Source organism: Microcoleus sp. S1D4, from assembly GCF_036700765.1.
Lineage (GTDB): Bacteria > Cyanobacteriota > Cyanobacteriia > Cyanobacteriales > Microcoleaceae > Microcoleus.
On record NZ_JAUBPP010000020.1, the window covers coordinates 95,271 to 114,171 of the forward strand.

Consider the following 18,901-nt stretch of genomic DNA (forward strand, 5'->3'; position numbering starts at 1 on the left):
TTTATTTGTCAAGGCGCTTAAACGCGAAATATCGCCTTTTATTGAAAAAAAATAACTGGCGGTTCGCTTTGACAAAAACGAGTAAATTAGCAGTATTTTTCTAGGTGTTGGATGGGAATTTTAGAGAAAATTGTGGATGATTTCACAAATATCTGACTAATTGAGGGCTGCTGTTAAGAAACCAGGTTTATGGATGAATGCCGGGGTGCAAAGCCTAGGATTTTTAGGAAAAACCGGGTTTCTTGGGTCTTAGTCTGATTCTTGTCAACATACCAATCCAAAATCTACAATCAAACATCCAAAATAAATCAGCAATCTATTTTAGGGAAAGGCAAAAACATGAGCGCTAGAGCAACTCAATTAAAGCTGGAAGTGAAAAAAGTTCAGGAACTTTATCGCAAAATGCAGGCTGACCAAAAAGCTTTGCAGCAGCAATTGAAAGAGTTCAAAACTCAAGCAGGAAGTTTCTCGGATGTCGTCGAACAAATCTTGCCGTCGATAGTTTCAGTTTACGTGATGGATTGGGATACAAAACAAGAAATTTCTTCGGGAAGCGGCTTTTTTGTATCGCCGGATATAATCGTCACTAACTATCATGTAATCGAAGATATTGCGGATGAAGATTACTTCTATGAAGAAGATGAAATCGAACAGGTTTTAGTGGAAACTAATGATGGAAAGTTGAGATTGGCGGAGGTGGTGTTTACTGGTAATGCCGAAGAAGATTTAGCATTACTCTTGATTAGCGATTTTACCTTCGATCCGGAAACAGGGGAACAAGTGGAATCTCCCCAAGAGCATCCTCCTTTAGAGTTATCTTTTGATGTAAAAGTGGGCGATCCGGTAATTGCGGTGGGTAATCCTTTGGGACAGTTTGCTGCAACTTTAACTCAAGGTATTATTAGTGCAATTCGCGAACCTGACGAGTCTGAGGAAGGGGAGGAAGAAGATCGGGTTGCTGAGGTGAAGGTGTTGCAAACTGATGCGGCGATTAATCCGGGAAATTCCGGCGGGCCGCTGATTAATATGGCAGGTCAAGTGGTTGGGGTGAATGTGTGGGGATTGGAGGATGCTGATAGTATTAATTTGGCGATCGCTTCGGTCGCTTTGGATGACTTTTTAGCTGGATTTGAGGAAAGTTTTGAGGAAGATTCTCAAAATTAGTCGGGAATTGTTGATAGATTTTCCAGATTTGTAGGGGCGGGTTTACGCAGATATTTGACACCAAACGACAAATGATCAAAACCCGCCCCCACCCATAAATTAACAATTAATTGAATTTAACGCTGAGGTGAGGATGATTGTTCGGGGTTATTTGATAAAAACCCCATAGCTTTTTTATCCCCAAATTTCAGGAGATGTAGGTATTTAGGAAAAAGCCTTTTATTTTTACGCACAGTGCGAATTTTTGTAACAATAATTTACACGATCGCCCCAGCGACATAGATAGTCAGGTGCAATAGGTGCGATCGCTACTGGCAATTGGCAGTGTTTGTATCCCAACTATCTGCCGGCATCCGATATGGCAGAAACTCCATACTTCCTACCTTGAAAGTCGATTGCAGACTGGAGATTTGAAACTTGAGATTTGATATTTCCTTCACAGCCTCGACTAACTGTTTAAAGGGATCGCTAACATTTTTTGCTTAACCACCGACAATAGAGATTTATACTTGTTTTTGGACAGCGCGTTAACATTGTGTCCCTCGCCATTTAAACTTAATCTAGACTAACTATCCCAAGGAACACACAAAAATAATGCGAATTTTATTTGTATCTGCCGAAGCAGCACCCCTGGCCAAAGTTGGTGGCATGGGCGATGTCGTCGGCGCTTTGCCTAAGTTTTTGCGGCGCATGGGACACGATGTCCGCATCTTCATGCCCTACTACGGCTTCGTTCCCGACAAAATGGACGTTCCCAAAAAACCTGTTTGGAATGGGGCGGCGATGTTCCAAAATTTCTCAGTCTTTGAAAGTGTTTTGGCGGGAACCGATGTACCTTTATACTTATTGCAACATCCATCTTTCTTGCCGCGCCGCGTTTACGGCGGTTTAGATGAAGATTGGAGGTTCACTTTTTTTGCTAATGCTGCCGCTGAATTTGCCTGGAATTACTGGAAACCCCAGATTATCCACTGTCACGACTGGCACACGGGGATGATACCTGTTTGGATGAAGCCTGACCCCGATATCAGCACGGTTTTTACTATTCACAATTTAGCTTATCAAGGGCCGTGGCGCTGGCGTTTGGAACAGATGACTTGGTGTCCTTGGTATATGCAAGGCCACAATACAATGGCTGCTGCAGTACAGTTTGCCGATCGCGTAAATACAGTTTCGCCAACCTACGCCGAGCAAATCAAAACCCCAGCTTACGGCGAAACTTTGGAAGGTTTGCTGTCTTACATCGGCGGCAAAGTTTCGGGAATTTTGAACGGAATTGATACAGAATCTTACAACCCAGCAACTGACAAGTACCTCCACCAACAATTCAGTGTTGATACGCTAGAAAAGCGCCCAGCTAACAAAATTGCCCTGCAAGAAGAAGTCGGTTTGGAAGTGAATAAAGGTGCCTTTTTAATCGGCATGGTGACGCGGCTGGTAGAACAGAAAGGATTGGATTTGATCATTCAAATGCTCGATCTGTTTATGGCCTATACCGACGCTCAGTTTATTGTACTCGGAACGGGCGATCGCTACTACGAAACCCAACTCTGGCAAATGACAGCCCGCTATCCCGGTCGGATGTCCACCCAATTGCTCTACAACGAAGCCCTCTCCCGTCGCGTTTACGCAGGCTGCGACACCTTCCTGATGCCCAGCCGTTTCGAGCCCTGCGGCATCAGCCAAATGCTCGCCCTCCGCTACGGCTGCGTGCCAATGGTGCGCCGCACCGGCGGTTTAGTCGATACCGTTTCCCACAATAACCCGATCGACAATACTGGTACAGGTTACTGCTTCGATCGCTACGAGCCCCTCGACTTGTTCACCTGCATGATCCGAACATGGGAAAGTTTCCGCTACAAAGATAAGTGGAAAGAACTGCAACAGCGCGGCATGAGAGAAGATTTTGGGTGGGATATTTCTGCCAAGAAATATGTCAATTTGTACAGCGACATTTTGGGGATATCGCCCGAAGAAAATGCACCCTAACCAGAAGAGCCAGAATTAATCGTTGGTAAGGGTTAATCTTAGTACAATAAGGTTCAGTTAAAACTATTTATTCCTCGGAGATCCCCCTCGCATCCCCCTTAAGAAGGGGGACTTTCAGTAAGTTCTTGTCCCCCCCTTTTTAAGGGGGAGTAGGGGGCAAGCTAAGGGGGGATCGAGCTGAACTGAACCGTATTGAATCTTAGTAAGGTGCGTCAGTCGGTGTTTGATTCGACTGAATCGAGGGGCGATCGGCTGACGCACCCGAAAGCTTAGTCCGCAGTCGGTTTTTTATTCAATTTAATTGATCGACTGACTACTGACTACTGACTACTGACTAATGACTGCTGACTCCTGACAAATTAATCAACAAATAAATCGAGAGGTAAATGGCCGTAAGTCCCGCTAACTCCATCTTCAGAGGAAAATTGACACGACACTAAAACTCCTCGGTAAGTTCCCGGATAACCATCAACATAATAGGAACCCTTCAAAGTATTGAACTTAATATAAACCGAACCGGTAAAGGTCGAACCAGTATTTGGATCTAAAACAGCTTGATATCCGAAAGCTTTCAAATAAGCTTCTAAAGCTAAAAAACCCTCATCCGTCGAAGCAGCGCAAACTCCCAGCATTTGATAATCCGACAAACTTGCTACTAGCAAAATCGCTTGACGCAACGCCTGTTTTTCCAGCGGCGACGCTACAGATTGCATATCCAGACAAGTAAAATCTTTGAGGATTTGCTGTGCTGCTTCAACAGTCAGGGTAGTCGGGTTTTGAGTAGACATGAATTGCTCTGATATTTACCAAAAGTACGATCGACACTCGGGCACTCGTCAACGGATTTCTGCCATTGCAACCCTCGATCGACGGCGGTAACACTCGCGCCAGCCCCGATTATAGCCTAATTGTGGATCGGGAAATCATTTTGGGCGATCGGCCTACTGCCTCGCACAATCTACCTAGATTCCCCAAAAATATCACAAAAATGTCAACTTAGCTAAATTTTCCTCTGTTAAAAGTATACACAAAAAGCACACAAATTAGTAAATAAATTATGAAGTTCCAGCAATTATCGAAAGACCTAAAACTTGTGAGGAATTTTATTGTTAGGTTGCTAAAGAAAGCCAAACCCCTCTACTTATTCCTAATATTTGGCATCTGTATAGGTATTTCTGGCTGGACAGTAGAATCTAATTTCATCAAAATCCCTTTAATCGGCTTTCACGACATTGTAGACACTCGCAATCCCGCCCAATTGCCACCAAAGCGCCTTGCTTTTTCCATAGACTACACCAAACAAGATTTTTCAGTATTTTTAGAATATATAATGAAAGAAAACTATTGGTTATTATCATCTCAAGACCTGTACGTATACTTTATCAAAAAGTCCCAGCCAATACCAGCTCAAAGATTGGGTCAAAAACCGATTATGATATCCTTTGATGACGGGTATAAAGGCGTTCATGTAAATGCACTTCCCGTCTTAGAAAAACTTTCAGCAATCCATAAGAAAAAAGGCAAATTTGTGTTATTTGTCAATCCTCAGTTCTTAGGTGTGGATATGGGTAAGAAATTCATAGCCCACGCTAGTTGCAATGATTTAAGAGACGGATATAAACAAGGTTTTTATGACGTTCAATCTCACGGTTTTGCTCACAAAAACTTCACTCAAATTAGCGGAAAAGAATTAGAATTTGAAATTGCCCAATCTAAGTCTGAATTGATAAAATGTATGGGAGATTTGGACAAAAATAAGATTATTGGCGCTCACATAGCTTATCCCTACGGCGCATCCAACAGACAAGTGGAAAAGATTTTGCCTAAATATCATTTAACTGGTTTTTTGTACAATGACAATTTCTTCAGAGCAAACAGACTCAAAAATAACTACCGTATTTCTCGCATCACTGTGGATAAATATATGTCGCAGCAAGGTTTAATTCAGATTGCTAAAAAAGCTTCTACTCTCCGAAAGAAAGAGTAGCTTTAGGTAGCATTTTGTTGTTGTTTATTTGCTTAATTTTGCTCGTTTATCCGCAGGTTGGGGAAGCGCGCCCCATTGTGTCATCGTGCAAAAAAGCTAGTAGTTGTTACTGATATTTGCACGTTTAGATCAGTCCGCGTTTTTTGAGCTTTGCTAGCGCATCTTCTGCCGCATTTTTCTCAGCATCTTTCTTGCTTTTGCCTTTCCCTTCTCCATAGCATTTCTCTGCAACATAAACCTTAGCGAGAAATTTGGGCTGGTGGGGTGTACCTCCTTCTTGGACTGTCGCATATTTGGGCGGAGTCGCTTCACCGTTGGCTTGTACCCACTCCTGAAATCGGTTTTTCGAGTCTACAGTCGATCGCGTTTCCACAACATTTTCGGGCACAGAATCAAACATTTGCCACACAAAGTTGCGAACTTTGTCCATGTCTTGCGTATCGAGATAGTACGCACCAATGAATGCTTCCAAGGTGCTGCTGAGCAAATTTGGATTGGTAATCCCGCCTTCTCGATAAGCTCCTTTTCCGAGCCGCATTTTTAAGTCTAAATTGATTTCAGTAGCAAATCTGGCTAATTGTTTTTCATCTACCAATGCAGAACGGCGGCGAGTCATTTGATCTTCTCCCATTTCTGGGTGACGCTGATAGAGATATTCGCCGCTGAGAAATGTCAGCAAAGCATCGCCGAGAAATTCTAAGCGTTCGTTGTCTTCTTCGCGAAATGTGGGGTTTTCGTTGACGTAGGAACGGTGGGTTAGGGCTTGGCGCAAGAGTTTTTCATTCTGGAATTGGGGAATGGTTATTTCGATTTCTTGTGTTGTGTTAGTTAGTAGCATGGGAGTTTGATAAATGTGATTGATTTTGGAGTTTCGTGTTGTTATGTTGCGGACATGAAAGAGCCGCAGATAGCGGTTTGCTTGGAAAATCTAGTTTATCAAATAAACTGGATTTTTGCTATCTGCGACGAGGTTGATTTTAACAGATATTTCGCGTTTTTGCCGTTAGTCCGCCAGGGGTTTAAACCCCCGGCTAATAGCTGAAGTCCTCTAAAGAGGACTGAAGATTATATTTTTTTACACTGTTTTTAGTCGGTTTAAACCGACTTTCGCTATTAGCCAGGGAATTAATTCCCTGGCGGACTGTGCTGCTTTATGCAGATAATCGGTTGGTTTCTATTGATAACTGTTTTTGATTTTTAAGTTGGGTTTCCATCCTGCACACAAACTAGACAATTCGTCTACATAATGAAAGTTATCCTCACCAACGAGCTTAATCAGTTTTTTCCTTGCACTTTTGCGCCGTGCAAAAACGATGACTGTTTTACTTTCGCGGCGTGCAAAAACGATGACTGTTTTACCCAAAGCCATCAAAACGGCGATTAAACCTGCAAAGTCCCGATCTCCTGAGACTAAGATAACTATGTCAGGAGAAGGCTTAATTGCAACTCGTTTAATACAGTCAAACACCAATTGTTTATCTGCACTATTTTTACCATCGGGAACATCAATGCCTTTAAAACCAAGCTTTTCGGCCCGATTTTTGTCGTTAACTTGATTTTCGTACTGCGAGTTATAGTAAAAATTTTGGCAATCTAAACGCCCTTTTGATTTGGCAAAATCGACCAATAATTCAGCTTCCTTTTGCTTTAAGTGGACGTTCTGACCATCCCAAAACATAGCAACTGGTTGAGACTGGCTTTTTTGTTGGCCTGTGGTTCGATGATTGTCCGCCATTGTATTATTTCCTAAAATTAGGTTGACTGGACAGCCTCGACATATCACGCATCTAGGATTAATGGAACGTTGCCTGTGGATTTGCTCAAAAATGAACATCTCAGCACAGGACAATCTGTTACCACAAAACACTGTAATTTTGTTGGGATTTGATTAGCGTCTTAGCTACAGGATTTATAGAACTGGAAGGAGCTTAGTAGCAGCCCGTTGAAGGGAAATATAACTCTATAATGTTTCGGTTTTCTCAAGCTTGTATCAACTTGTTAACACGACATTAGACTTACTTTCCGCTCAACGGGGTGCTAGAAACTTGTTCCAGTTCTATAAACCCTGTAGCTAAGACGACTCAATCAACATTCCTTAATTTTGAATGCGATATTTAGTTTTAGCTCTGCCTTTAACATAACCTTTTAACTATTGGATGTCAAGTATTAACTAAAAATAATTTTTTTGACATCCTTATATCTGATGTCACGAAGATTTTCGCCCACCTGATACCGCCAGTTACGCACCCTCAGAAACCGGGTTTCTACGAGTTTTTGCCACGACTCACCGAAAATATCCCAAGAAACCCGGTTTCTCGCCTGACAAGGGCGATCGCCCACAAACTCCTCTCCCCGTGGGCCCATCCCGCTTATCGCCAACATTTGAAAACTAAATGTAAAAATATGTTGCAATGTTTCTACTGTTGTGTTAAGTTTAGTTACATAAGGTTGAAATTAAACGAGGTATCCGATCGTGCAAAACAAAGACGCAAAAGTAGGCTTCACAGAGTTTGCTGAAACTTGGAACGGTCGTTTGGCAATGCTAGGTTTTGTGATCGGCTTAGCTACCGAACTCCTCACCGGTCAAGGCATTCTCTCTCAAATCGGTTTGATGTAATCAGCTTAACTCTATACAAGAGCTGTAATTTGTGGCGATCGACCCCCTTTACAAGTGCGATCGCCCCCCCGCTAATAAGTCCCCTTCATTGATAACGAAGGGGCTTTTGCATTTTTTATTAAAAATTAAAACCGATGGTACTATCATTTTTTTTTCGTCTGAATATTTATCCTCACTAAGCAATTCCTACCGAACCCAACATCCTCGATTTAGGAGTCAAAGCAGGAAGCTTCACTAAACCGTCCCGTTGGCGAGACCGCAGACTGTTATTTAAAATCATCTCCAACAGATCCGGCATTTCTTGCCTGCAATGGGAGCAGAACCAGTAAATGCGATTGTGGCGAGCGTGGCGGAGCAGTGTAGAAGAACAACAAGGGCAACTATTCATGATATTTTAAACCTTATTTAAGATGTGGAGCGATCGGCAATTCATTGCAGAGATTCACGAATGCAGGCGGATATTAATTTCACACACAACAATTTTTTTTTCACTCACAACGTTGAGTGTCTCGTAAGTACCACTTTTGAAGACTCAGCAGTAACATCACAATCAGAAGCTGAACCATCCAAGGCGCAACAGAAAAACCCCAAAGAAAACAACCTAGTCCGGCCACAGCCACAAGCACAAAAATATCTTGAGAGGTTTGCCAGTAAATCCAGACGGCTGCCAGAGAAACTATCAGTAGTAAAATGTAAGCTGAGGGCATAGTCGTCTTCTCCAAAGGTGTCTGCCAACAGTCAGGAGCGATCCCCGACCATGTAATAAAACTAAAACTAAAAACTGAAGAACTTATGAAGATGAGCAACTTGTTACAAAAAGCAAAATACTCCTGCTAATTATTATTTATCCGATCGCTCAGCAGCAGTAATTGTTTTAAAGGCTACAGAATTCAATAGGGGCGATCGACCTATGCTTCCTCCCAGCCCAAAGCTTGAGCCACCATAGCAGCCAAAACCATCGGTTCAAAAGGCTTAGCAATCACACTGACAACGCCCAAATCTGCGAACATTCGCCTGTCGCTAGCGAGAGCCTTAGCCGTCAATAAAATTACTGGAATGTGCCGGGTAGCATCATTAGCTTGTAACTGTTTAAAAGTAGTAGGCCCGTCTTGATCCGGCATCATCACGTCCAAGAGAATAGCATCAGGCTGTTCTGCAAGAGCCTTAGCCACGCCCTCGCGGCCAGAACTCGCCGTCAGGACTTCCCAGCCCCCTACTACCTCAAGACTCACTTGAGCCACTTCCCGAATATCTTCCGCATCGTCAATTACCAAGATGCGCTTGGCATTCAAAATTAACATTTTTTTTAACAATCAGAACTTATTCTCAGATTAAAGGCGAAATGTGAATGTTTGGTAAAGCAAAGTGTTTTGCCAGATCGAACTTTACACTAAATTTTTAAAACAGTAAAATCTTTCCCCCCTAAAAATCGGCTTTTTGACCTCAAATCCCGATTTTAGGCCGTTCCGGCGCATCTATCCTCGCAAAAATGACAATCTTGGACGCACTGCAATTACCAAATAAACCTGGTTTTTTTAATATAACTTTGCCGGCCTTAGCTTTAATATCGTATCCGGTCAATTGACAGCAATAAGATTGGTTCGATCGTTCGGACTTTAGTCCGAAAAAGCTGCTGACTAAAGTCCACACTACGAACCCTGCTGCAAGTAAATCTAAAATCAAAAACTTGTACGCTCGCGACTTGTCGGCTGGCGTAGCCGAAGCAAGCCGAAGTATCTAAAATCTAAAATCGAATACCTTCTGCCTTCCCTTAACTTTGCCCTTCTCCGAGAATTGGCAGACTTAAGAAAAAAGTGCTGCCCTCATCCAAAACACTCTCTACCCAAATCCTGCCCCCGTGCTGCTGCACGATACTGCGACAAATAGCCAGCCCCAAACCAGTACCTCCTTTCTGGCGAGAATCAGAACCATCCACCTGTTGAAAGCGTTCAAAGATAATCTCTAGCTTGTCTGCCGGTATGCCCCGCCCTCGGTCTTTGACAGCAATCACGATAAACGAACTCACTGACGACAAGTGCGGATTGGTGGCGACAGCATGAGGAGACGATAGCGACTTCAAGTCCGATCGCGCTGTCAAATCCCGATCGTGCATCAACTCCCCGCTCAGCCAAACCGTAGCCCCGGGCGGAGAAAATTTAATAGCATTGCTGAGCAAATTTGTCAAGGCTTGAATTAGCCGATCGGGCACAGCCCGCAACAGAGCTTCCACAGGCCTGACGGACAAAATAACTCCCGCCTGTAGCGCCATGCCCTGCATCTCGTCAGCCGCCTGCAACATCAGCTCAGCAACATTGCAAGTTTGTTTGACAGCAGTGCTGTAACTCGACTCCATGCGCTCTAAATCGAGAATGTCGTTGATCAAGCGCACCAAGCGGTCAGTATTAGTGACAGCAATCTCCAGCATCCGCTTGGCTTTGTGGGGGTGAACGTCAAGCAAGCCACTGTTGAGGAGGCCTAGAGCGCCGTGAATCGAAGTCATCGGTGTCCGCAGTTCGTGGCTGACAACGGAGATGAATTCATCTTTCATGCGCTCGACGGCAAGCCGATCGGTGATATCTTTAAAAGTCACCACGGCTCCAATAATTTGGTCTTGTTCTCGCATCGGAGCGACAACGTACTCCACCGGAAAAGTGCTGCCGTCAACGCGCCAAAAAACTTCATCATTAACGCGCCGAACCTCTCCGTCTGCTAAGGTGTCTAAAATTTGAGAACTTACCCGCAAGGGCAGTTTTCCCGTTGGCGTGGCGGCGTAGTCGGCGACAAGTTCAGAAGCAGAATTGATGACTGTTGCAGGCGACAAAAGCTCGATCGCCCGCGAGCATTCTTCGTGAGAACGGTTTATGGTTTCATAGAGCGGTCGATCCATCCATTCCTTCGAGCCGCAGCCGGCCATTCTCACCGCCGCCGGATTGACAAAAGTTACTTTTCCCTGTTTGTTCAACCCGCAAATGCCTTCCCCGGCGGAGAACAAAATCATTTCTGTTTGGTGGCGGAGTTGTTCTAGGGCTTTTTCAACTCGCTTGCTGTCGCTGATGTCGCGAGCGATTGTCGAAACCCCCGTCACCATTCCTTTAGCGTCTTTAATCGGAGAAATCGTCAGGGACACATCTATCTGTTCGCCGTTTTTGTGCAAGTGTACGGTTTCGTAATGGTCGATAGTAGTTCCAGCCCGAATATTTTCCAGAATTTGGGGCATTTCCTTGGGGCGTTCGGGTATTGCTAAAATTTCGATCGACTTCCCCTTAACTTCCGCCGCACAGTAGCCGTAAATCTTCTGGGCTCCTGCGTTCCAGCTTTGAATTGTCCCGGCGAGGGTTTTGCCGACTATCCCGTCGTCAGAGGACTCGACAATGGACGCTAAGCGGACGAGTTCATCTCTAGCTTGCTTGTATTCGGTGATGTCGCGGCCCAAAATCACGATACTTTTGCGTCTGCCGTCAGGGTGAAATAGAGGTACTTTAATCACGTCGTAGATTTTCACAGTACCGTTCGATCCGGGAATCACTTCTTCACCCCTAGAAAGCGTACCTTTTTCCCACGCGGCTCGATCGCTCACCTCGCACGCCTGCAGCGCCTCCAGATAAAAAGGGCTGAGTTTTCCTAGCTGAGAATCTGTCAGGCCGCGGTATTCATCTGCTGATAGCTCGAACAATTCCAGTATTGCTTGATTTGCCTGCTGCCATCTGCTTTGGCCATCTTTGAAGCAGACAATATCTGGCATGGCATTCATTAGCAAGTCGAGATAGAGGTTTTCTCGCAGTGCAGCTTCCGCCTCGGCCCGCTTAGCGATTTCCTGTTGCAGGTTTTTGTTGGCCGTTTGCAGCGAATCAATTAACAAACTTTCGCTAACAGTGTGTTGTTTAATTATTTCTTGGAGTCTGTGAACTTCTAACGACAGCTTCCTGCGGGCCAACAAATTTTCTACCCGCAACTGCAGTTGGGCTGCATCTGCGGGAGTTGCGATTAAATCGTCAATTCGGCGATCGAGTTTTTGTGTTTGCTGCCCAAAATGCGGCTCGGTGAGGGCGGGGGTTTGGGATGTGCCGAGGAGCAAAAACGGTAAAAATATCGGCTCGGCGGCTGTTTTTAATGCTTCTATCAGCGGCCAGAGGCGATCGAAATTTGCCTCGTCGAGAATGCACAAGTCAAAAGCAATTTTAGGAATGTGAACTTCTAAGTTTGGTTCGCAAGTGCGATCGGGTACGATCACCTCATGTTGAGTGTTGAGGTGTGCGATCGGCAAATTAGGTTGTTGGTGGCGATCGACCAAGAGCAAAATGCGGTTCATTGAATTTGATTTATTTCCTCATAAATAATGATTTAATTTCATCTGAATTCACTTGCTATCTGGTTTGTCGTTCGGACTTTTTTCCTCGGAAAATGCAGGACTAAAGTCCGAACGATCGAACCTCTTTTCTAGCTGGTTTGTCGTGAGAACTGAAGTCCTCGGAAAATACAGGACTAAAGTCCGAACGATCGAACCTCTTTTTTCGCGATCGACCTACCGGACACAATCAAACATAATCTGACAACTGACAACTGACTACTGACTCTTTACGGCATTCCGATCGCAATCAAAGAATCGAACGGCATACAACTAGAATAACGCTCCCCTTCCGATAAAACCGCAATCAGCTTCATTTGCCAGTCTGGCATAATTTGCAAATCCGCCCAGGGTACTGCTATCTCCAAACATTTATCCAGTCCCACTTGGGTTCTGCTGATGCGGGGATGCCACTCATCGCCCTCTCCTGCTTCTTGAAACCAAATCGATTTCGTCAGCAAATTAATCTCTAACTGATGGTGGAACCGATAGTTGAGCGGTGCTTCGTCGGGCAAACCCGACAGTGGGATCGGACTGTTGTGCATCGTGCGATCGGGATAAAACCAGAACAAGTTTAACTGCGGCGGGCAATCAATACCTGGCCGCACCCCAGCATTGAAGTCGGCGCGCAGGTAAAAATTCAAGTGATCGACTCCATACCAAAGCCGCTGAATTGCCGAACTCCGGTGCATTGTACCCCTTGCTCCTCCAATTTCAATGCGGCCGGCTTTGTCCCAATCCTGTTCGTTGCCGATACCGTCGATAATCGGGTGAATAAAGCTCAGCGGTTCGCGATCGCCAGCCGCGTGATGCGCCTCTACTTGCCGCCGCACTTCCGGGGGTACAGCCTCGCCGAGAGCTTCGTAAATTCCTGCTACGTGTTCGCGAAATAACTGATCGAACATAGCATCTTGATTTGACGTGTGGCCTTCGCCAAACCACCAAAACCAGTCGGAACCTTCGGCCGCATAAAGCGCTTCCCAAGCTTCGGGATTGCTTTCTTCCGTGGCTTCTGGATGGTTCGCCAGCATTTGTCTCGCGGCCCCTAACAAGTCCCAAGCGCGATTTTTTGCCGGATCGCCGATCCAAGTTGTCAGGGAACCGTCTACCCAGGAACCAGTGTGCAGTTGGGCTGCGGGTATTGTTTCGGTGGCTGGGAATTTGTCGAGAAATTCCGAAACTGTGACTAATTTGATATCTGGATTGTCGCTGAGAGTTTGATAAAGTGATTCTAAGAACGGTTTGCCGTCTTCGGGATAGAATTCCCAGCAATTTTCGCCGTCAAGGGCGATCGTCACCAACCAGGGATTTTCTAAAGCTGTTTCGCCGCTTGACTGTCGGTGTTTGAGAGTTCTGCCGATCGCCTCCAAGTGTCCCACCAAATCTGAGGCTGCTTTTTCCGGTTCCATCGAACTGTAAGTAAACCCGATCAAATCAGACAATCTGTGGTCTCGAAATACGATCGCCAAATCGCCATCAGGAGTTTCTAAACGATAAGGACGATACAACAATTCTGGCTCGTAAACATTCCCCGCCCCATCCCGGTTAAAAAACTGTTTAATTGTCCACCCCAATACTGCCTCATCCGAGACAATCCATTTAAAACCTTGTTTAGCAATGTAGGGCAAAATTTCCGGGCTAACCGCCTGTTCCGACGGCCACAAACCGCGCGGTTTGCAATCAAACCTTTCTTGATACATTTCCCAGGATTTTCTCAAATGTCTGGGAATATCTTCTGCCCACTCAAACCGATGTTTTGGCAGAGTCATGTTAGGAATAGCTACGCGGCCGCTGTTGGTGTCGGCAAGCAGCGGTAAAATCGGGTGCGTGTAGGGGGTTGTGGAGACTTCCAACTGTCCCTCAGCTTGCATTTTACGGTGCTGGGGAATGATTTTTGACAGTATTTCTTTTTGTTTTGCGTAGATGTTTTTTCGGTCTGCCAAGCGGAAACCTTGTCCTTGTTTCAGCCACCCGGCAATCTCGGGGTCATCCCAAAACAGCGGATCGATCCAAGCTAAATTGTGCCACGCCAGCAAATCCCCAAAATCCTGGACAGTCCAGTTTTCCAAGCACCACTGAATGCCTTTTTCCTGTCGCTGAGTGTAGAGTTGAGCGTACCGGGGATGGGGCTGAATCAGGGTGTGGTAATTGGCATCAAAGAAGTGTTCTAAAACAAACTCTTTTTCTTCGATGTTTAAATCATCGGCTCGCTTGAGAGTTACCGCCAAGTAAGGGTCTAATGCTTTGTCTGCGATGCAGTCTTCTATCTGCAAAATTAAGGACGGAACCAGATTTACTGTTTGATGCAGTTTGGGATATTTTGCCAGAATTAGCACTAAATCCAAGTAATCTTTGACTCCATGCAGGCGCACCCAAGGCAGTCTGTATTGAGCTTCTTTTGCTGTAGCGGATACTCGGGATTTATACAGCGGTTGGTGTTGGTGCCAAATGAAGGCTACGTAAAGGGGGTGAGACATCGCATTTGGTAATGGTAATTCAAAAAAAGGTAACAGTCAGTTGACTGTTGACTGTTGACTGTTGACTGTTGACTGTTGGCTGTTGGCTGTTGGCTGTTGACTGTCGGCTGTTATTAGTTAATGCTTTCGGGCCAATTGCCAACAACCAATTGCCAATTACCAATTGCTTTCCTACCAACAACCAATTGCTTTCCTACCAACTGCCAATTGCTTTCCTACCAACTGCCAACTACCAACTGCCAACTAACTAATTACATTACCTGTTCGACTTCGGCAATTTCTGGAATTGCTTCGCGCAGGCGGCGTTCAATACCCATTCTCAGAGTCATTGTGGAACTCGGACAAGAACCGCAAGCTCCTTGCAGTCTCAAGTGTACTACCGGGCCGTCGATTTCTACGAGTTCGACGTTGCCGCCGTCGGAAATCAGGTAGGGACGCAGTTCATCGAGAACTGTTTCCACGTTATCTCTGGTTAGTGCTAGTGTCGTCATAGTTTGCCTCTGAAATAATTTCTTGATATTGGGTTTATTCGATCGTAGCCTGAGTTGCTGCCAAATCCAGCCGTCTTGGACGCGCAACTTCGATTTTTAGGGTGGGCGACGGGCCGCGCACCCCAGTCTGTAAGATTAAACTACTGCTGGTTGCAGCAGTTTGATGTTGGAATAGTTAAATTCGGTTGTTGTCAGTTGACCTTTTTCTTTCGATCGCACTACTTGCTTCGTCATGACATAATAGTCGTCTATTTTGTCAAAGGTATCTTCAAATTCTAGTTCTTTGATGATTTCGTTGGTTTCGGGGTTGCGGAAAACCGCATCGTAGTGGCTAGCCAAAGAACCTTCGGGAGTCTCCAAGCTTTTGTGCGTGTCAATGACGAAAGCCATGCGGCCCATCACCCGGCTGACTTGACAAATTGACAGACCTCGGATTTTATAATTCGAGCCCATTGAGTCGCCTTTCACTAGAATATCCACAGCCTCGCTGCTGTCCTTCTCGCCGAGGGTGAAGCTATTTTTGCCGTGAGATTGTTCAAATGATGAGCGCTTGCGGTGGGTCACAATGTCCCGCATTTGGGTGTAAACGCTCTGCTTCACTTCCTCGTCTGCAATACCGCTGACTTCTACGCTCATGTCTGGTTTGATGGAAACATGGCCCGTATATACTTCGTCGCCTTGTTTGAGTTCAATATCGGCACTGTAGCCGGGAAAGTTCGCATCCCAGGTGTAGCGGTGTTCGTAAGCAGCGCGAAACAAATCGCGAGCGTTGGCTTGCTCTGACATAAATTCCTCTTTGTGTTGACACCCATCTAGTTTAGCTTAAGGGCCGGCTGGCCCCACATTCAGCGCATAGGCGGTTTCCCGACTCTCGCACTAGCACTTCTTGAGGTTGCTGCTGCAATCTTGATTTGAGCGCAACAAAAATTTACTTTTTTTGTCGGTTGCTACGATCGAAAATAAACTTAAAACATAGCTGGTTGTTGAGTTCGCGATCGATCGCGATACACTAATCTTAGTTATGGGTGATCTTGAAAAAAACTTTAGTCTGCTTGATAGAAGTTACACCTGTGACAACTATTAGATTCTCCCCATTAATAAAATGCTAGAAATAGTTTACAAATACTTAAAAAAGTTGCAGGAACAAGCTAGCGAATTGCCGCCCCCACAACAGGCTATTTTCACAAAAACTGTAGAAAATTTATCCAATTGTTTGCAGGAAGTGGCAGCCAGCATCCAGTTAGAAAATGCGAGCGATAACGAGGCCAAGCTGGTTGAACTAGAAAAAAACAATCGCCTCTTGGAACGCACAGTAGCGCAGCAAGCAACGCAAATCAGACAGCTACAAGAGCAGTTAGAAAAAGAAATGAGACAGCACCGCAGGGACAATCAAGCATTAACTAAAAGCGAAGCCAAGGTGCAAGCTATCCTGCGGAATTCTCCCGATATCATTAGTATTATCGGCTCCGACGGGGGAGTCCGATACCACAGCGGAGCTCTGCAGCGGGTTTTGGGTTACAACTCCGAAGAAAGAATTGGTAAGTTTCACGGCGAGTTAATCCATCCAGACGATTTACTGGCTTGGCAGACCTATTTTGGCAAATTGCTACAAGAGCCGGGAATTGCCGGGCCGATCGAATATCGGAAACGCCACGCTGACGGTTCTTGGATCTGCATGGAGGCGACAGGTAATAGTTTGGTTCACGATTCTAGCGTGCAGGGAATTATAATTAACTCGCGGGAAATCCGAGAGCGCAAGCAAGCAGAAATCGCACTCCGAGAGTCGGAATCGCACTACTTAGTTATGTCGAAAATCACTTCGGATTTTGCCTATTCTTTTAAGGCACTCCCAGACGGCAAGTTTGTGGGCGAGTGGGCTACAGAAGCTTTTGAGCGCTTCACGGGCGTGCTTCCTGAAGAATTAGAATCGTTTGGTTGGTGGAATTCCCAACTCGTTCATCCCGATGACAAGGAAAGGTTAATTAAACAGTTAGAAGGTTGTAGTTTCAGCCACACGGGAGCAAACGAGTACCGAATTGTTAATAAAAAAGGCGAGGTGCACTGGGTGCGCGATTGCTGGCAAGCGGTTTGGGACAAAGCTGAAGGGCGGGTTGTTCGTTTGTGGGGCGCTTGTCAGGAAATTACCGATCGCAAGCAAGTAGAATTGAAACTGCAACTCGCGAACGAATTAATGATAGCGCAGGTGGCATCAGCACCGATAGCGATTAATTGTACCGGCAATGATGGCCGTACTATTATCTGGAACCGTGCCGCCGAAAAACTTTTTGGCTGGACTGCGGCGGAGGCTTTGGGGCAACCTTTACCGAATATTCTTCAAGGACAAAAGCAGAATTTTTCCGCGCTACTGACATCGGCGCGTAATGGCTTACTGCACAAAGGTTTGGAAGTGTGTTTGTTGAAAAAGGACGGTAGTTCGATCGATGTTTGGCTTTGGGCGGCACCGGTGCGAGGTGCTGGCGGCGAAACCATTGGCATTATCAACATATTTTCTGACTTTTCAGAACGCAACCACATAAAGGAGGAACGCCAAAAACTAGCAGCGATCAAAAATATGAAAGAACCTTTTTGGGCGCGCTATGTCAGCCCTCCCGAAACTACAAAGAAAAAGGGCGATTCTTAGTTCCATCAAGCAGAGTTTAAAGATATTAAAGGTGCGAAATTACAATCTTCGCATAGCAATATCATTGGGATAAAATAATGCTTACAAGTTTGTAGTGAGGACTTTAGTCCTCTGAGCTTTATCAATATTTCGGACAGTTTTTAAGCAGCAAGAGTACCATAGGATAGGACTGACGAGAGGTTAGGGTGATTTAAAATCAAGTTAGGGTCTAAATCTAACTTGTTAATAAAGGTGTAAAGTAGATGGCTATTAAATTCTAAGCGTTTGTAAGATGCCATGGAAAACACAAAGGGAGCCGGAGATGAATGACGATTATAAGCTTCATATTTTGCCAAATTTAAAGCAATGAGACTGGAGTTAAAATGAAAATCAAGCCGTTGACTACCACGACATTGGCAGTCGGATAAACCTGTAAATTGTTTGCCATCACGAAAAATGAACTCAATCTGGAAACGGGCCTGATAATACTCAAGTATTTGCTCGGCTGGCAGAGCAATATCGGTGCTAAACAATAAAATATTTTTGCTCTTACCGTTAGGTTGAAGCTCTGAAATCACAGCTAAACGTATTTCACATTTTCAACAATAACTCCCTACTACTAATGAATAAAGATTAACTCCCGGTCGAAATTTTTTGACAAAATTTAAATTCTTTAAATTATTGCAGTCAACCTTTCCATCATATTTGCGAGGGGCACCTCGTGGATTTTTTCACCTATATAGAGGTAATTTAAGTTAGCATCAATCCTTAATTTGCTAATTAAATTTAAATCTGCATCCCGTACAGCATTCCAGAATTTTAAGCGACAATAATAACCATCAGCTACCAAGTAACGGACAGAATCTGGCAACAAAGAACGAGTTTTTTTTAAAGGTTGAGCATAGTCATCAACTCTTGTTATTTCAGGCGTTAAGCTTAATAACTTCTGTTTTTTGCCAAGTTTTTTTGAATTATTTTTGACTTGAGCAGTTAGGGGATTTTTCGGTAGTTCTGTGGTCGGACGCAAGGGCATTTGTTGTACACTTAGGCTATAAGATAAATGAGTTTCAACTTCGACCACAGAAATTACAGAAATTTCTAATCCCTCTTCAGGTCTGCCAGCTACACCATTAGAAAAACTAGCTTTGCCTTCAGTTTTTTTGCCACTTTTGGGGATAAAAGAACAATCGATAACGGCAATAAGTGTTCGC

The 18,901-nt window shown here is 44.8% G+C and carries 18 protein-coding genes; 6 read left to right on the top strand and 12 right to left on the bottom strand.

Features of this window, described 5'->3' with window-relative positions:
* Positions 1-339 precede the first annotated feature (339 nt).
* Both QT998_RS20155 and glgA read left to right on the top strand, forming a co-directional pair.
* Positions 340-1,164, top strand: coding sequence for a S1C family serine protease (locus tag QT998_RS20155; protein ID WP_333090246.1), 825 nt, complete (start codon positions 340-342; stop codon positions 1,162-1,164).
* Between the two features lie 594 nt (positions 1,165-1,758).
* A complete protein-coding gene (gene glgA, locus QT998_RS20160) occupies positions 1,759-3,153 on the top strand; it encodes a glycogen synthase GlgA (RefSeq protein WP_333090245.1) in 1,395 nt (464 codons plus the stop codon).
* Between the two features lie 359 nt (positions 3,154-3,512).
* On the opposite strand, the gene QT998_RS20165 is transcribed toward glgA, so the two are convergent.
* Positions 3,513-3,941 (bottom strand): DUF1824 family protein, encoded by a 429-nt coding sequence (locus QT998_RS20165; RefSeq protein ID WP_333090242.1) that lies wholly within the window; start codon positions 3,939-3,941, stop codon positions 3,513-3,515.
* Positions 3,942-4,246: 305 nt separating this feature from the next.
* On the opposite strand from QT998_RS20165, the gene QT998_RS20170 reads away from it, so the two are divergent.
* The gene (locus QT998_RS20170) at positions 4,247-5,140 is read left to right on the top strand and encodes a polysaccharide deacetylase family protein (RefSeq protein ID WP_333133217.1); all 894 of its coding nucleotides are present in this window, start codon (positions 4,247-4,249) and stop codon (positions 5,138-5,140) included.
* A gap of 124 nt (positions 5,141-5,264) precedes the next feature.
* Here the strand turns inward: QT998_RS20170 and rnc are convergent, their stop codons facing one another.
* The 3 genes from rnc to QT998_RS20185 all read right to left on the bottom strand — a co-directional run bounded on the left by rnc (position 5,265) and on the right by QT998_RS20185 (position 7,504).
* On the bottom strand, positions 5,265-5,978 hold the full coding sequence (rnc, locus tag QT998_RS20175) for a ribonuclease III (protein WP_333090239.1): 714 nt from the start codon (positions 5,976-5,978) through the stop codon (positions 5,265-5,267).
* 336 nt (positions 5,979-6,314) lie between these two features.
* Positions 6,315-6,875 (bottom strand): NYN domain-containing protein, encoded by a 561-nt coding sequence (locus QT998_RS20180; protein WP_333090237.1) that lies wholly within the window; start codon positions 6,873-6,875, stop codon positions 6,315-6,317.
* A gap of 431 nt (positions 6,876-7,306) precedes the next feature.
* The gene (locus QT998_RS20185; protein ID WP_333090235.1) at positions 7,307-7,504 is read right to left on the bottom strand and encodes a hypothetical protein; all 198 of its coding nucleotides are present in this window, start codon (positions 7,502-7,504) and stop codon (positions 7,307-7,309) included.
* Positions 7,505-7,613: 109 nt separating this feature from the next.
* On the opposite strand from QT998_RS20185, the gene QT998_RS20190 reads away from it, so the two are divergent.
* Positions 7,614-7,757, top strand: a complete 144-nt coding sequence (locus QT998_RS20190; protein ID WP_194010658.1) for a chlorophyll a/b-binding protein — start codon at positions 7,614-7,616, stop codon at positions 7,755-7,757.
* 488 nt (positions 7,758-8,245) lie between these two features.
* On the opposite strand, the gene QT998_RS20195 is transcribed toward QT998_RS20190, so the two are convergent.
* The 4 genes from QT998_RS20195 to QT998_RS20210 all read right to left on the bottom strand — a co-directional run bounded on the left by QT998_RS20195 (position 8,246) and on the right by QT998_RS20210 (position 14,579).
* Complete coding sequence (locus tag QT998_RS20195) at positions 8,246-8,464, bottom strand: hypothetical protein (protein ID WP_333090233.1); 219 nt, start codon at positions 8,462-8,464, stop codon at positions 8,246-8,248.
* 201 nt (positions 8,465-8,665) lie between these two features.
* Positions 8,666-9,058: a response regulator gene (locus tag QT998_RS20200; RefSeq protein WP_194070666.1), complete on the bottom strand. Its 393-nt coding sequence runs from the start codon at positions 9,056-9,058 to the stop codon at positions 8,666-8,668.
* A 470-nt stretch (positions 9,059-9,528) separates the two neighbouring features.
* A complete protein-coding gene (locus QT998_RS20205) occupies positions 9,529-12,066 on the bottom strand; it encodes a PAS domain S-box protein (RefSeq protein WP_333090230.1) in 2,538 nt (845 codons plus the stop codon).
* Positions 12,067-12,332: 266 nt separating this feature from the next.
* On the bottom strand, positions 12,333-14,579 hold the full coding sequence (locus tag QT998_RS20210; RefSeq protein ID WP_333117274.1) for a glycoside hydrolase: 2,247 nt from the start codon (positions 14,577-14,579) through the stop codon (positions 12,333-12,335).
* A 68-nt stretch (positions 14,580-14,647) separates the two neighbouring features.
* On the opposite strand from QT998_RS20210, the gene QT998_RS20215 reads away from it, so the two are divergent.
* A complete protein-coding gene (locus tag QT998_RS20215) occupies positions 14,648-14,830 on the top strand; it encodes a hypothetical protein (protein ID WP_333117272.1) in 183 nt (60 codons plus the stop codon).
* On the opposite strand, the gene QT998_RS20220 is transcribed toward QT998_RS20215, so the two are convergent.
* Both QT998_RS20220 and QT998_RS20225 read right to left on the bottom strand, forming a co-directional pair.
* On the bottom strand, positions 14,831-15,070 hold the full coding sequence (locus QT998_RS20220) for a NifU family protein (RefSeq protein ID WP_194012902.1): 240 nt from the start codon (positions 15,068-15,070) through the stop codon (positions 14,831-14,833).
* Between the two features lie 135 nt (positions 15,071-15,205).
* The gene (locus tag QT998_RS20225) at positions 15,206-15,856 is read right to left on the bottom strand and encodes a DUF3386 domain-containing protein (RefSeq protein ID WP_194070663.1); all 651 of its coding nucleotides are present in this window, start codon (positions 15,854-15,856) and stop codon (positions 15,206-15,208) included.
* A 316-nt stretch (positions 15,857-16,172) separates the two neighbouring features.
* Here QT998_RS20225 and QT998_RS20230 point away from each other — a divergent pair, with 316 nt between their 5' ends.
* Positions 16,173-17,711, top strand: a complete 1,539-nt coding sequence (locus QT998_RS20230) for a PAS domain S-box protein (RefSeq protein ID WP_194070662.1) — start codon at positions 16,173-16,175, stop codon at positions 17,709-17,711.
* Between the two features lie 140 nt (positions 17,712-17,851).
* Here QT998_RS20230 and QT998_RS20235 read toward each other — a convergent pair whose 3' ends face one another.
* Together QT998_RS20235 and QT998_RS20240 are read right to left on the bottom strand one after the other, a co-directional pair.
* Positions 17,852-18,268 carry a transposase gene (locus tag QT998_RS20235; protein ID WP_333218130.1) on the bottom strand — a complete coding sequence of 139 codons (417 nt, stop codon included), beginning with the start codon at positions 18,266-18,268 and terminating at the stop codon, positions 17,852-17,854.
* 95 nt (positions 18,269-18,363) lie between these two features.
* On the bottom strand, positions 18,364-18,901 hold a 538-nt coding region (locus tag QT998_RS20240), incomplete at its 5' end, for a transposase (protein WP_442921988.1).